13 protein-coding genes are annotated in these 13,465 nt (G+C 69.0%); 2 read left to right on the top strand and 11 right to left on the bottom strand.

All coding sequences use genetic code 11. The features are described from left to right. Positions 1 to 10: 10 nt before the first annotated feature. The 8 genes from ACJMK0_RS05150 to ACJMK0_RS05185 all read right to left on the bottom strand — a co-directional run bounded on the left by ACJMK0_RS05150 (position 11) and on the right by ACJMK0_RS05185 (position 7,556). Positions 11 to 694: an urease accessory protein UreF gene (locus ACJMK0_RS05150; RefSeq protein WP_405236152.1), complete on the bottom strand. Its 684-nt coding sequence runs from the start codon at positions 692 to 694 to the stop codon at positions 11 to 13. Next, on the bottom strand, positions 687 to 1,130 hold the full coding sequence (locus ACJMK0_RS05155) for an urease accessory protein UreE (protein ID WP_405236154.1): 444 nt from the start codon (positions 1,128 to 1,130) through the stop codon (positions 687 to 689). The genes ACJMK0_RS05150 and ACJMK0_RS05155 overlap by 8 nt, the downstream gene beginning before the upstream one ends. A gap of 14 nt (positions 1,131 to 1,144) precedes the next feature. Further along, positions 1,145 to 2,857: an urease subunit alpha gene (gene ureC, locus ACJMK0_RS05160; RefSeq protein WP_405237896.1), complete on the bottom strand. Its 1,713-nt coding sequence runs from the start codon at positions 2,855 to 2,857 to the stop codon at positions 1,145 to 1,147. Then, positions 2,854 to 3,159, bottom strand: a complete 306-nt coding sequence (locus tag ACJMK0_RS05165) for an urease subunit beta (protein ID WP_405236156.1) — start codon at positions 3,157 to 3,159, stop codon at positions 2,854 to 2,856. Before ACJMK0_RS05165 ends, ureC begins: the two co-directional genes overlap by 4 nt. A gap of 34 nt (positions 3,160 to 3,193) precedes the next feature. Beyond that, positions 3,194 to 3,496 (bottom strand): urease subunit gamma, encoded by a 303-nt coding sequence (locus ACJMK0_RS05170; protein ID WP_405236158.1) that lies wholly within the window; start codon positions 3,494 to 3,496, stop codon positions 3,194 to 3,196. A 14-nt stretch (positions 3,497 to 3,510) separates the two neighbouring features. Continuing rightward, complete coding sequence (locus ACJMK0_RS05175) at positions 3,511 to 4,356, bottom strand: urease accessory protein UreD (RefSeq protein ID WP_405236160.1); 846 nt, start codon at positions 4,354 to 4,356, stop codon at positions 3,511 to 3,513. Beyond that, complete coding sequence (gene recQ, locus ACJMK0_RS05180) at positions 4,353 to 6,218, bottom strand: DNA helicase RecQ (protein ID WP_405236162.1); 1,866 nt, start codon at positions 6,216 to 6,218, stop codon at positions 4,353 to 4,355. Before recQ ends, ACJMK0_RS05175 begins: the two co-directional genes overlap by 4 nt. 96 nt (positions 6,219 to 6,314) lie before the next feature. Continuing rightward, complete coding sequence (locus ACJMK0_RS05185) at positions 6,315 to 7,556, bottom strand: DEAD/DEAH box helicase (RefSeq protein ID WP_405236164.1); 1,242 nt, start codon at positions 7,554 to 7,556, stop codon at positions 6,315 to 6,317. A gap of 260 nt (positions 7,557 to 7,816) precedes the next feature. Here ACJMK0_RS05185 and ACJMK0_RS05190 point away from each other — a divergent pair, with 260 nt between their 5' ends. Next, complete coding sequence (locus ACJMK0_RS05190; RefSeq protein WP_405236166.1) at positions 7,817 to 8,272, top strand: YaiI/YqxD family protein; 456 nt, start codon at positions 7,817 to 7,819, stop codon at positions 8,270 to 8,272. 68 nt (positions 8,273 to 8,340) lie between these two features. Here ACJMK0_RS05190 and ACJMK0_RS05195 read toward each other — a convergent pair whose 3' ends face one another. Both ACJMK0_RS05195 and ACJMK0_RS05200 read right to left on the bottom strand, forming a co-directional pair. Continuing rightward, a complete protein-coding gene (locus tag ACJMK0_RS05195) occupies positions 8,341 to 10,137 on the bottom strand; it encodes a peptidoglycan-binding domain-containing protein (protein ID WP_405236168.1) in 1,797 nt (598 codons plus the stop codon). Between the two features lie 39 nt (positions 10,138 to 10,176). Beyond that, complete coding sequence (locus ACJMK0_RS05200) at positions 10,177 to 10,749, bottom strand: peptidoglycan-binding domain-containing protein (RefSeq protein WP_405236170.1); 573 nt, start codon at positions 10,747 to 10,749, stop codon at positions 10,177 to 10,179. 301 nt (positions 10,750 to 11,050) lie between these two features. Here ACJMK0_RS05200 and ACJMK0_RS05205 point away from each other — a divergent pair, with 301 nt between their 5' ends. Further along, a complete protein-coding gene (locus ACJMK0_RS05205; protein ID WP_405236172.1) occupies positions 11,051 to 12,001 on the top strand; it encodes a metallophosphoesterase in 951 nt (316 codons plus the stop codon). Between the two features lie 55 nt (positions 12,002 to 12,056). On the opposite strand, the gene ACJMK0_RS05210 is transcribed toward ACJMK0_RS05205, so the two are convergent. After that, the gene (locus ACJMK0_RS05210; RefSeq protein WP_405236174.1) at positions 12,057 to 13,373 is read right to left on the bottom strand and encodes an MFS transporter; all 1,317 of its coding nucleotides are present in this window, start codon (positions 13,371 to 13,373) and stop codon (positions 12,057 to 12,059) included. Positions 13,374 to 13,465 lie beyond the last annotated feature (92 nt).

Here is a 13,465-nt window from a genome sequence, read left to right on the forward strand (position 1 = left end):
ATCCTATCGCTCATGACCGGAATAACCTCGTGTACTGGACTTCGTGTTTCATGGAGGCGACGTCGACCATCGGCGTCGACGAGGAGACGTCGTGCACCCGCGTGGCCGCGGCGCGTTCGACTGCCGCGAGACAGACCGGCATCAGCTCGGCGGTGATGCGCTGGCCGTCGGTCTGGCCCAGCGGGATCAGGCGTACGGCGGCGGACACCAGGTTCGCGGCGTAGGCGTGGGCGTAGGCGGTGAGAGTGTCCGTCCGGCCGATGCCGTGGCTCCGCGCGACCGCGCCCACGGCGACGGCGTGGACGATCTCGTCCCGGGGCAGTTGCGCCAGCGCGTCGGTGGCCGCGCAGGGCCAGGCGTCTGCGGTGACGCTCGCGAATGCGCGTCCCTGGGCCGTGCTCTCCAGGCGCAGTTCGGCGGTGCCCTGGAAGGCGAGTGCCAGTTCGTTGAGTTCGCGCAGTTCGTCCGCCGCGGTCGGCCGGTCGGCGTCGATGTCCCAGGCGGCGGCGACGAACACGAGATCCGCGTAACCGTTGCCCATGGACATGACGGTGCCGATCCAGTCGCGGGAGTCGTCCCGATCCCGCACCAGGCCGGCCTCCACCGCGTACTCCAGGCCGTGGGAGAACGCGTACGCGCCCACCGGGTAGGCGGGCGAGAGCCAGGACATCAGGCGGAACAGGGCGTCAGTCATGATGCGAATGGCCCGCATAGGCGCCGCCCTCGGGGTGGAACGGCGCCTCCGTCGTGCAGGTGTCGGCGCCGAGGCCCGCGAGCATGTCCAGGATGACGTGGTCGTAGCGGATGCGGATTGTCTCGCCGAGGATCTGTGTGGGCAGGTGTCGGTTGCCGAGATGCCAGGCGATGCGCAGCAATTGCTCCGGCGATGCCGCGCGGACGTCGATGACCCGCTCCGGTTTCGCGCGTACGCGCACGCACGTGCCGTCGCTGAGCGCGAGGCCGTCGCCGTCCGCCAATGCGACCGCCTTCGGCAGGTCCAGCAGGAACTCCCGCCCGGATTCGGTGCGCATGGCGATGCGGCGGCGGTGGCGGGCGTCGTAGTCGAGCTCCACCACGTCGGCGTCCGCCGGCGGATCGGCGATGACGCGCTGTGCCCGCGGCAGGGTCATTGCCGGCACCGGGGTCAGTACAGGAAGTAGCGCTGGGCCATCGGCAGTTCCGTGGCCGGCTCGCAGGTGAGCAGCTCGCCGTCGGCACGCACCTCGTAGGTCTCCGGGTCCACCTCGATGGCCGGGCAGTAGTCGTTCAGCCGCATGTCCGCCTTGCTGATGCCGCCGCGAGTGTTGCGCACCGCCAGCGTCTGCTTGGCGAGTCCCAGCTTCTCGCGGATGCCGGCGTCCTGGGCGGCCGCCGAGACGAAGGTCACCGCGCTCTCGTGCATGGCGCGGCCGTAGCTCGCGAACATGGGACGGTAGTGCACCGGCTGGGGCGTGGGGATGGAGGCGTTCGGGTCGCCCATGGGCGCGGCGGCAATGCTGCCCATCTTGATGACCAGGTCGGGCTTCACGCCGAAGAAGGCGGGCGACCACAGCACCAGGTCGGCGAGCTTGCCTTCCTCCACCGAGCCCACGTAGTCGCCGATGCCATGGGCGATGGCGGGGTTGATCGTGAACTTGGCGATGTAGCGGCGCACGCGCAGGTTGTCGTTGTCGCCCCGCTCCCCGGGCAGGCGGCCGCGCTGCTTCTTCATCTTGTCGGCGGTCTGCCAGGTGCGGATCAGCACCTCGCCCACCCGGCCCATGGCCTGGCTGTCCGAGGCGATGATGGAGAACGCGCCCAGATCGTGCAGGATGTCCTCGGCGGCGATGGTCTCGCGGCGGATGCGGCTCTCGGCGAAGGCGATGTCCTCCGGGATGGACGGGTCGAGGTGATGGCAGACCATGAGCATGTCGAGATGCTCGTCGATGGTGTTCACCGTGTAGGGCCGCGTGGGGTTGGTGGAGGAGGGCAGCACGTTCGGCTGGCCGCACACCCGGATGATGTCCGGCGCGTGGCCGCCGCCGGCGCCCTCGGTGTGGAAGGCGTGGATGGTGCGGCCCTTGAACGCCGCTATCGTGTCCTCGACGAAGCCGCTCTCGTTCAGCGTGTCGGTGTGGATCATGACCTGCACGTCGTAGTCGTCGGCCACGGACAGGCAGCAGTCGATGGCCGCCGGCGTGGTGCCCCAGTCCTCGTGCAGCTTCAGCGCGCAGGCGCCGCCGAGCACCTGCTCCTCCAGCGCGGCGGGCAGCGAGGCGTTGCCCTTGCCGGCGAAGGCGAGGTTCATGGGGAAGGCGTCGGCGGCCTGCAGCATGCGGCCGATGTGCCAGGCGCCCGGCGTGCAGGTGGTGGCATTGGTGCCGGTGGCGGGGCCGGTGCCGCCGCCCAGCATGGTGGTGACGCCGGACATGAGCGCCTCCTCGATCTGCTGCGGGCAGATGAAGTGGATGTGGGCGTCGAAGGCGCCGGCGGTCAGGATCTTGCCCTCGCCGGCGATGGCCTCGGTGGTCGGTCCCACGATGATGTCGACGCCGGGCTGGGTGTCCGGGTTGCCGGCCTTGCCGATCTTCGCGATGCGCCCGTCGCGAAGCCCGACGTCGGCCTTGTAGATGCCGGTGACGTCGACGATCAGCGCGTTGGTGATGACGGTGTCGACGGCGCCGTCGGCGCGGCCGTGCTGGGACTGGCCCATGCCGTCGCGGATGACCTTGCCGCCGCCGAATTTCACTTCCTCGCCGTAGACGGTGCGGTCGGATTCCACCTCCACGATCAGGTCGGTGTCGGCCAGGCGCACCCGGTCGCCGGTGGTGGGGCCGTACATAGCGGCGTAGGCTGCGCGCGGGATGCTCGCCATCAGAGGTCTCCCATGATCTTCTGGTTGAAGCCGTAGATCTTCCGGTCGCCGGCGATCGGCACCAGCGTCACGTCCCGGCTCTGGCCGGGCTCGAAGCGCACCGCCGTGCCGGCGGCGATGTCGAGGCGCCGGCCGCGGGCGGCTTCCCGGTCGAAGTCGAGTGCGCCGTTGGTCTCGAAGAAGTGATAGTGCGAGCCCACCTGGATGGGCCGGTCGCCGGTGTTGGCCACGATGACGGTGACCCTCTCGGCGCCCGCGTTGATCTCGATCTCGCCGTCGGCGGGGAGGATTTCGCCGGGGATCATCGTGGCCTCCTTGCGGTTGGGTTAGCGGATGGGTCTAACGGATAGGCTCGTGGACGGTGACCAGCTTGGTGCCGTCCGGGAAGGTGGCCTCCACCTGCACGTCGTGGATCATCTCCGGGATGCCTTCCATGACCTGCTCGCGGGTCAGCACCTTCGCGCCTTCGGCCATCAGCGTGGCCACGGACTTGCCGTCCCGGGCTCCCTCGACGACGAAGTCGGAGATGAGCGCTACGGCCTCCGGATGGTTCAGCTTCACGCCCCGTGCCAGACGGTTGCGCGCGACCATCGCGGCCAGCGATATCAGCAGCTTGTCTTTTTCCCTGGGGGTGAGATGCATACCGGTCCCTGTCCTCAGCAGTGCCACACGCGTGGCAATGTTATACCAGAGGTCTCGCCGGCCAGCGTGACGAGGCGGGTCAGCATGGCGCGCATCGCGGCGCCGTCGGCGGCCACGACGCGGAGGACGGCGAGCCCGTCGAGGAGGGTGGCGCCGAGGTCGGCATGGTCTTCGGCCGGCGTTTCCCGGGCCGCCGTCACGATGCGGTCGCAGTCCGGTGCGACCACGACCAGCGTCGCGAGGCAGTGCGCGCCGTCGGCCACCGGCCCGCGGGCGAGACTGGCGTCGATGGGCCCGGTGAGCGCGTCGTCCAGCAGGAAATGATCGGCGAAGGCGAGGCGGCCGTCGATCCGCACGCGCCAGCGGTCCGAGACCCGGCCGCGGCTCACGGTCTCCCCCATGGCGCGGCGGCCGAACACGGTGCTCTCGAGCGCCAGCAGGCAGGCGCCCGGCGCCACCTCGATCGTGAGCGAGCGGGCGAGCCGGGCGCCGTCGAAGACGATGGTCTCCTGGGGCAGCCAGCAGGCGACGGCGTCTGCGTCGACGCAGAGCCGGGTCGTCACGCGGGCCTCTCCACGGCCCGCTGCGCGGTAGACGCGCTCCGCCGCCTGGCTGGTCACCGTCGCACGCGCGCCCGCGCGCCAGTGGATCTCGTTGGTCAGCGTATCGCCGTCGGCGAGACCCCCCGCGGTGTTCAGCAGCACGGCTTCCGGGCTGCCGTCGTGCTTGCGGGGGAAGCGGACCTTAGAACACCCCTGCTGGTACAGCTCGTCGAGACCGGTGCCGGAGGCACGGCGTTTGAAAGAGACCCGGGCGGCGCCGGACGAGCGCTGCAGGGCGGGGGCGGCGTCCGCGGTCACCGCGTGCCGGCGCCGGCCGAGGCGCGGGCGGTCTCGCCCGCAGTCGCATCCGCGGACTCGTCCGTGACCCCTTCGGTCGCAATAATCTCCAGGAAGGCCTCGCCGTAGCGCTCCAGCTTTGCCTCGCCCACGCCGTTGATGCTCAGGAGGTCGGCTTCCGTCTTCGGCCGGTGCTCGGCCATCTGCTGCAGCGTGGCGTCGTGGAAGATGACGTAGGGCGGCAGGTCGAGCCGGTCGGCGATCTCCTTGCGGCGTTTGCGCAGCGCCTCGAACAGCGACTGGTCCGCCGGTGCGAGGTCGGCGGCGGCATCCCGGCGCTGCTTCTTCTCCGTCTTGAGCTTGCGGTCCTCGCGCAGCCGGAGCTCGATCTCGCCGCGCAGCAGCGGCCGGCTCCGGTCGGTGAGCACCAGCGCGCCGTAGCGGCTCTGGTCGGATTTCAGGTAGCCCTGCACGATGAGCTGGCGCACCACCGAGCGCCAGGCGGGGCCGGCCAGCTCCGTGCCGATGCCGTAGACGGAGAGCCGGTCGTGGCGGTGCTGGGTGATCTTGTCGGTGGTCTTGCCGAGCAGCACGTCCACCACGTGGGCGGCGCCGAAACGCTGGCCGGTGCGATAGACGGCGGAGAGCAGCTTCTGCGCCGCCTCGGTGCCGTCCCAGGTGGCCGGCGGGTTCAGGCAGTTGTCGCAGTTGCCGCAGTCCTCAGTGAGCTCGTCGCCGAAGTAGGCGAGCAGCGGCCGGCGCCGGCACTCGGTGACCTCGCACCAGCCGAGCAGCGCGTCGAGCTTCTGGCGATCGTGGCGCTTCCTGTCCTCGTCCGCCTCGGAGTCGTCCACCATCTGGCGCAGGCGCACGACATCCTGCAAGCCGTAGATCATCCAGGCCTCGGCCGGTTCGCCGTCGCGCCCGGCGCGGCCGGTCTCCTGATAGTACGACTCGATGCTCTTCGGCAGATCCAGGTGCGCGACGAAGCGCACGTCCGGCCGGTCGATGCCCATGCCGAAGGCGATGGTGGCCACGACGATGACGGATTCCTCGGTGAGGAAGCGGTGCTGGTGATCCGCGCGCATCTCGGCGGACAGACCGGCGTGGTAGGGCAGGGCGTTGTGGCCCTCGCGTTGCAGCGCCTCGGCAATGCTCTCCGTCTTCTTCCGCGACAGGCAGTAGACGATGCCTGCCTCGCCGGCGTGGCCCTGGAGGAACTGGGTGAGCTGGCGGCGGGTGTCCGACTTCGGCTGCACCAGATAGCGGATGTTGGGGCGGTCGAAGGGGCTGACGAAGACGGCGGGATCGTTCAGCGCGAGGCGCTCGACGATCTCCTCGCGAACGATCGGCGTGGCGGTGGCGGTCAGCGCCAGCCGCGGCACGCCGGGGAAGAGGTCGCCGAGGGTGTCCAGCGCCAGGTAGTCGGAGCGGAAGTCATGGCCCCACTGGCTGACGCAGTGCGCCTCGTCGATGGCGATCACCGACAGCGGAACCTCGGCCAGCAGCGCCTGGGTGTGGGGCTGCACCAGGCGCTCGGGCGCGACGTAGAGCAGCTGGATCTCGCCGGCCTTCAGGCGGGCGATGACGTCCCCCTGCTCCTCCCGGCTCAGGCTCGAGTTCAGGAATGCCGCCTCGATGCCGAGCTCGTGCAGGGCACGGACCTGGTCCTGCATGAGGGCGATCAGCGGCGAGACCACCAGGCCGACGCCGCCGCGCACCAGCGCCGGGATCTGATAGCAGAGCGACTTGCCGCCGCCGGTGGGCATGAGCACCAGCGCGTCGCGGCCGGCCAGTGCCGCCTCGATGACCGCGGCCTGGTCGCCGCGAAAGTGCCGGTAGCCGAAGACGTCGCGGAGGGTCTGCAGGGCGGGATCGTGCATGCCACGAATGATCGCACAGCCCCGTCAGAATTGTAGGAGGGGCTTTAGCCCCGATTTACGTATGAATCGGGGCTAAAGCCCCTCCTACGAGGCCTCCTACGCGCGTTTGCGGCCCCGGGACTGGTTATTCTGCCGGCGCGGCCCGTTGCGCCGCGGCTGCGGGCGCTGCTGGCGTGCGGTCGTCAGCGGCTCCGGCCGGATGCGCGGGTCCGGTTCGTAGCCCGGGATCACTTCCTTGTCGATGCGGACGTTCAGCAGCCGCTCGATGTCGCGCAGCAGTCTGTCCTCGTCCACGCAGACAAGCGAGACGGCGTGGCCGTCCAGGCCCGCGCGGGCCGTGCGGCCGATGCGGTGCACGTAGTCCTCCGGCACGTGGGGCAGCTCGTAGTTCACCACGTGGGGCAGGCTGTCGATGTCGAGCCCGCGGGCCGCGATGTCGGTGGCCACCAGCACGCGGATCCTGCCGGATTTGAAGTCCGCGAGCGCCTTGGTGCGCGCGCCCTGGGACTTGTTGCCGTGAATCGCGGCCGCGTCCAGGCCGTCGGCCGACAGCTGCTTCGACAGCCGGTCGGCGCCGTGTTTGGTGCGCGTGAAGACGAGCACCTGGCGCCAGTTCTCCGCGCCGATGCGGTGGGACAGCAGCTCGCGCTTGCGCGCCTTGTCCACCGGGTGCACGAGCTGGATGACACGGTCCGCCGTGGTGTTGCGCGGCGCCACCGAGATCTCCACCGGGGACTTCAGGAAGTCCGCGGCGAGGCTGCGGATCTCCGGCGAGAAGGTGGCGGAGAACAGCAGGTTCTGCCGCTCGGTGGGCAGCAGCTTCAGGATCTTGCGGATATCGCGGATGAAGCCCATGTCGAGCATGCGGTCCGCCTCGTCCAGGACCAGAATCTCGACGCCCGAGAGGTCGATGGTGCGTTGCTCCACGTGGTCCAGCAGCCGGCCCGGCGTGGCGACGACGATGTCCACGCCGTCGCGCAGGCGCTTGATCTGGGGTCGGATGCTGACACCGCCGAAGATCTGCAGCGAGCGGGTGGGCAGGTGGCAGCCGTAGTTCCTGACGCTCTCGCTGACCTGGGCGGCGAGTTCCCGCGTGGGCACGAGTATCAGGGCGCGGATGCGGCGCTTGCCGCCGGGCCGCGATGCCATGAGCCGCTGCAGCAGCGGCAGCGTGAAACCGGCGGTCTTGCCGGTGCCCGTCTGGGCGCTGGCCAGGATGTCGCGGCCTTCGAGGATGGGCGGTATGGCCTCGCGCTGGATGGGGGTCGCCTCGCGGTAACCCTGTTTTTCGACAGCACTCAGCAATTCGGCCGAAAGGCCGAGTTCAGAAAAAAGCATGGATAGTTACTCCGGTTCGTCTGACCCGCAGCACGACGGAGTCGCGCACGGTTCGGCCCAGACTGGATTCTTTGGGTGTGACTCCGGGAGCGCAGGGTGCGCTGCGGAGTGATTGGCGCAGACCGATGTGCGCCAGGCTGCGCGCACTGTAACAGAAACCGCACCAATGTAGGAGGGCCTTCAGGCCCGATTATTAATTGATCGGGGCTAAAGCCCCTCCTACGGGTCCTCCTGCCTCGTCCGTAGGTCATAATGCGCGCATGAAGATCTGGGTGGACGCCGACGCCTGTCCCGTGGTGGTGCGGGAGATCCTGTTCCGGGCCGCGAAGCGTACGGGCGTGGAAGTGACGCTGGTGGCGAATCAGCCGGTGGCGACGCCGAAGCTGGCCAACGTCAACTCACTGCAGGTGTCCCACGGGTTCGACGTCGCCGACGACGAGATCGTGAAGCGTGCGGCGCCCGGCGACCTCGTGATCACCAGCGACATCCCGCTGGCGGCGGAGGTCATCGCAAAGGGCGCCCAGGCGCTCAGCCCTCGCGGCGAGCTGCACACCACCGAGAACATCCGCGCGCGGCTCAACATGCGCGACTTCCTGGACACCATGCGCTCGAGCGGCGTGGAGATGGGCGGCGGCCCGGCGGCGTTCAGCCAGCGTGACAAGCAGGCGTTTGCGAATCAGCTGGATCGTCTGCTGACCCGGCATCACCCGCTGTAGGAGGGCCTTCAGGCCCGATCCATCGAACCATCGGGCCGTCGGGCCTGAAGGCCCTCCTACGGGCCCTCCTACAGGCGGTCCACCTCCGCGGCGAGGACTCCGAGCAGCTGGGGGCTCACCTCGCCCGTCACGTCCAGGCCATTCTCCGCCTGGAACTGGGAGATGGCGATGGTGGTCTCCATGTTCATCTCGCCGCTCGCGCCGCCGGTGTCGTAGCCGAGCGCCTGCAGATAGTTCTGGGCGGTCTCCACCGTGTCACCGGTGCGCAGCGCCTCGGAGAGCGCGGGGCCCGCGCCGCCCGGTGCCTGCTTCGGCGGGGCGGCCGCTGCCGGCGCGCCCTGCGCGCCGCCGCCCATCATCTGCTCCATCATGTTGCCCATGCCCATCTGTTCCATCATCCGGCGCTGCTCGGGCGTCATGTTCTTCATGGCCTCCTCGTATTCCTTCATGGCCTCGGCCATCTCCGGCGATGACGCGCCGGCCCCGCCCATCGCCTCCGCCATCTCCTGATCGATGTCGCGCACCGGCATATCGGGTGGCAGCAGGCTCTCTCCGCACCATTCAGGCCGGAATTCGACCAGCCTGACATCCGTGACGATCGAGTGCGAGCGGCCGCTCATCGATGTCCTGCCCATGACTTTCGATTCGATCGTCTGCTCGATCTCGAGCGGCAGACCGTTGCGCAGCATGCCGACGAGGTTGTTGAGCAGGCCCGCGAAGAACGAGTTCTCGGCCATGTCGGGCGGCACCTCGGTGGTGAGGTTCTCGTAGAACGTGCGGACGATGCCGAGTCCCGGCACTGCGTCGGACACCCAGACGGTGCCGGTGCTCCGGGTGGAGACCATGTCAGCGAACGGCACCATGCCGCCGCCGCCGAGACCGCCCTCGTAGGCGAATTCGTAGCGGGTGGTGGGGTAACCGATGCGCGGTCCGCCGGGCGTCGGCGAGTGCATGTCCACCTTGGTGCTCCACCCGGATCCGGTCACCATCGCCGAAGCATCGAAGCTCCGGCGCAGCGTGACCTGCATCGCCTCACCCTCGAGGAAATCCGCCGCCGACATCGTCCCGGTGCCGATCTCCGGCGGCAGATGAATGTCCATGACCTGATGCGGGGTCACCATCGCCATTCGGCAGTAGGCGTAGGTAATGGCGAACGGCTGGACCTGGGGGGGCTTGTCCTCCAGGCTGCAGACTTTGTCACGAGCCACCTGCAGGCCCTCGGTGATGCCTGCCCGGGTCGGTGCGCCCGGCAGCCGCTCGACCGTGTCGAAGGTGATCGGGGACCCTGCCTCCGTCATGCTCAGCTCGATCCTGTCGATGATCGCATTCAGCGCCCAACCGATCGTATCGCTCGCGCCGCAGAGCGCATCGATGGTGCCGTCGAACTCTCCGAACGGCGACTGCTCGTGGACGACGTCGCCGTAGTGGGTCTGGACGCCCGAGACGAGCACGGCCTTGTTGACGCCGGCCATGCGCTCCGGCGCGGGTGCCATGCCCGAGACCGGGCAATCCACGACGTTGATGCCGCGCCGGACGAGCACGGATCCGGGCTCTCCCTGCAGGTAGCGCAGTTCGAAGACGCCTTCCTCCATCGGCGCACGCAGTTCGGCCGGGTTGCCCTCGCTGGTCAGCCGGGAGCTGACGGCGCGGTCGGCCGGGGCGGCCGGTTCGGCGAGGCCGATGCGGTCACGGGGTCCGTCCGGGCCCGTCCACCGGACCTCGAACCCCTCTCCTGCGCAGACGCTCTCCGGGGCGTCCAGCGACTGCGCGTATGCAGCGGACTGTGCGAACAGGGCAGCGGCCGCGACCAGCGCGGTGTACAGCCTGTTCATACGGCATGCGCCGGTGTTGGCAACTTGGCTCATGGCAGTTCCTCGGTCCCCGTGTTCCCGGGGCGTCTGTGTCTACGGGTTACGGCAAGACTCGATGTCGCTCTCGGTGATGCCGAGATCCTTTGCAGCGGATTCGAGATCCGCGGCGGTGGCGTTCACGTCGTAGATGTCGCGGGTGGTGCGGGCGATGTCCGCGCCGGCTTCGCCACCGAAGCGCCCGGCCACGCGGGTGGCGGCCCGCATCAGGCTGCCGAAACCGCGCTTCTTCTGGTTCGCTTCCTGGGCGGCGGCGATCTTCTCCTGCAGGCAGGCCTGCTGGGCGGCCTGCAGGGCCGCCGGATCCCTGGCGGGCTGCGCAGCCGGGGCCGCCGCCGCGGCGGGCGCCGAATTGCCTTCCTTCAGTTTCGACTTGATCACGCCGGCGAGCTGCGGCGAAGCCTCGCCGGTGACCTCCAGGCCATTCTCCGCCTGGAACTTCGAGATGGCCACCACCGTCTCGGTGGTCATCTCGCCCTCGGTGTTGCCGGTCTCGTAGCCGAGCGCGGCGAGGTCCTGCTGGATGATCCTGGTCAGGGCGTCGGCGGCTGCCATGCCGGGCAGCACGAGGGCCAGGAGCATGAGTATCGCGAGTGACTTTCTCAGCATCGTCTTCTCCTCCCCGGTGGGGGTCGTTCGGGATTCGCTCGGAGAGCGACGGTGGGATGGGTGGCGTCGAAGATGGCCGGATGGAGCGGGCGAAGCCGTCCGTCGGCGTCGGGCGCCGAGGTGGCGGCAAGCGTGGACGGGACGTCCCTAACGCGCACGAAATCTCCCCCGATCCTTGTTCTTCTTTCGAGCCGGTAGCGGCTGCATCGCCGCTGCCTTCCCTGAGCGGCGTGCGCCATTGTGCCTCTATACTGCGCGAAATTTCCGCGGATTTGAAGCGCACAGACAGTACACTGAGTGGATGACCAACCGTCCACCGCCGCAAGGCTACGACCTCATCGGCGACATCCACGGCTACGCCGACCCGCTCGTCCGCCTCCTCGACAAGCTGGGTTACGCCGAACGCGACGGCATCTGGCGCCACCCCACCCGCGAGGTGATCTTCCTCGGCGACTTCATCGACCGCGGCCCGCACCAGCGGGAGGTCATCGACGTCGTGCGGCCCATGATCGAGGCGGGCACCGCGCTGGCCGTGATGGGCAACCACGAATTCAACGCGCTGGGCTTCCACACGCCGCATCCGGACACGGGCGAGCCGCTCAGGCCCTGGTCGAAGAAGAACCGGGACCAGCACGACGCCTTCATCAACGCCTACGAGGGCCGCGAGGACGAGATGCGCGCGACGCTCGACTGGTTCCGCACGCTGCCGCTGTGGCTGGACCTGGGCGCGCTGAGGGTGATCCATGCCTGCTGGGATCCGCATCTCCTGTCCGAGGTGCGCGCGGAGGTGGACGGGCAGCATCTCACCGATGAGTTCCTGGTGGCGGGCAGCGCGCCGGGCACCTGGCAGCACGAGGCCATCGACTCGTTGCTGAAGGGCAAGGAGATCGACCTGCCGGAGGGCAAGTCCGTGCGGGACAAGAGCGGCAACCACCGCCATCGCATCCGGGTGCGCTGGTGGGACTCCCACGCCACCACCTACCGCGAGGCCCACTTCGGGCCGGAGTCGGTGGAGACCCATATCCCGGACGACCCCATCGAGGGCGACCACCTCGTCGAGTACTCCCACGACGACCCGCCCTGCTTCGTGGGTCACTACTGGCTGGAAGGCGAGCCGGAACCGCTGGCGCCCAACATCGCCTGCCTCGACTACAGCGTGGCCAAACCCGGCGGCAAGCTGGTGGCCTACCGCTGGGACGACGGGGATGTGGAGCTCAGCCGCGAGCGGTTCGTGTCCGTCGATCGCATGTAGGAGGGCCTTCAGGCCCGATCATTAATGAATCGGGCCTGAAGCCCCTCCTGCATTATTAGCTGGCCTCCGGGAGTGGGCGGGCCGGCGACGGCGGCGCCTCCTGCGGCTGGCGGTCGGTCAGGAACGGGATCAGCAGGATCGGCACCGCAACCAGCGCCGCGTCCAGGTAGAACATGGCGCTGTAGCCCCAGGCATCGACGGCCACGCCCTGCCAGGCATTGGAGTAGGAGATGGTCAGGTTCTGCAGCGCCATGAAGCCGGTGAATTGGGTGGCCGCCACCGCCGGGTTGGTGAGCCCCATGAAGATGGCCGCGCCCACGCCGTAGTGCAGGCCCATGCAGAGGTAGAAGGCGATGGCGACGGCGAAGTACTGGTTGATGGTGACCCCTTCCACGCCGGTGCCGCCGCCGAGAGCCACGGCGAGCCATAGCGTGGGCAGCGTGGTCAGCGCGTAGAACAGCGCCAGCATCCTGCGCTTGCCGAGCCGGTCGGCGAGCCATCCGCCCGCCACGCAGCCGGCGCCCGAGGTGATCATGGCGTAGATGTTCAGCGTGCCGATCTGGCTGTCGCTCATGCCGAGGTCCACCTGCAGGGCGGTGGAGGCCGCACCCGAGAGCGCCATGGCGCCGATCGGCGTCAGCGCGAAGGCCACGCCGATCAGCGGGCCCTTGCCGGAGCGGAACAGGCCGATGCCGAGCTCCCGCGCGAACCCGGTGACGGAATCGCGGAATGCCTGCCACACGCCGTGCAATCGCGCGGCCGCCGCGGTCCCGGCGGCGGGATCCCGCACGAAGAACACGACGAAGGTCAGCACGAGGCAGAGCAGCAGGGCAACGTAGAGGAAGGAGACGTCGAAGCCGTACAGTCCGGCGACGAACATGGCGCCCCCGCCGCCGAGCCCCTGTCCGATGTAGGCGCCGGCGAACATGAAGCCGTTGCCCTGGGCGCGTTCGTCCTCGCGCAGGCTGCTCACCGCGAGCGAATCGATGGCCACGTCGCAGGTGGCGGCGAACACATTGTGCACGATCACCATCGTGATGAGCAGGTCGAAGTGCTGCGTGTAGTCGAGCTGGGCGACGAAATACAGCGTCACGATCATCAGCACCTGGCAAAGCACGATCCACGCCTTGCGGCCGCCGAAGCGGTTCAGCGTCACCAGGTCCACCACCGGTGCCCACGCCCACTTGAACGCCCAGGGCAGGTAGAACGACGCGACGAAGGCGCCCACCTGGGCCACGTCCACGCCGGCCCGGCGCATGTAAGTGGCGATGGCCACGGCGGCGAACCCGAGCGGTATGCCTTCGCAGATGTAGAGGATGCCGAAGGTGGTCAGGCGACCCCTGCGGGTATCGAGCATGTTCTTCTTCGACAAGGCGCTTCCCCGCCTGGGCCCGCCGGCAGTGTACCCGTTTTTCCCGACCGGGAAACGCGCTCCGGGCTACGGCCGAATCCGGCCTGGTCGCG

Source organism: Lentisalinibacter orientalis (assembly GCF_040706535.1).
Lineage (GTDB): Bacteria > Pseudomonadota > Gammaproteobacteria > Steroidobacterales > Woeseiaceae > Lentisalinibacter > Lentisalinibacter orientalis.

Bases quoted from the DNA above. Each gene is read 5' to 3' on its own strand.
- ACJMK0_RS05150 (WP_405236152.1), bottom strand. From the start codon at position 694: ATGACTGACGCCCTGTTCCGCCTGATGTCCTGGCTCTCGCCCGCCTAC.
- ACJMK0_RS05155 (WP_405236154.1), bottom strand. From the start codon at position 1,130: ATGACCCTGCCGCGGGCACAGCGCGTCATCGCCGATCCGCCGGCGGAC.
- ACJMK0_RS05165 (WP_405236156.1), bottom strand. From the start codon at position 3,159: ATGATCCCCGGCGAAATCCTCCCCGCCGACGGCGAGATCGAGATCAAC.
- ACJMK0_RS05170 (WP_405236158.1), bottom strand. From the start codon at position 3,496: ATGCATCTCACCCCCAGGGAAAAAGACAAGCTGCTGATATCGCTGGCC.
- recQ (WP_405236162.1), bottom strand. From the start codon at position 6,218: ATGCACGATCCCGCCCTGCAGACCCTCCGCGACGTCTTCGGCTACCGG.
- ACJMK0_RS05185 (WP_405236164.1), bottom strand. From the start codon at position 7,556: ATGCTTTTTTCTGAACTCGGCCTTTCGGCCGAATTGCTGAGTGCTGTC.
- ACJMK0_RS05190 (WP_405236166.1), top strand. From the start codon at position 7,817: ATGAAGATCTGGGTGGACGCCGACGCCTGTCCCGTGGTGGTGCGGGAG.
- ACJMK0_RS05195 (WP_405236168.1), bottom strand. From the start codon at position 10,137: ATGAGCCAAGTTGCCAACACCGGCGCATGCCGTATGAACAGGCTGTAC.
- ACJMK0_RS05200 (WP_405236170.1), bottom strand. From the start codon at position 10,749: ATGCTGAGAAAGTCACTCGCGATACTCATGCTCCTGGCCCTCGTGCTG.
- ACJMK0_RS05205 (WP_405236172.1), top strand. From the start codon at position 11,051: ATGACCAACCGTCCACCGCCGCAAGGCTACGACCTCATCGGCGACATC.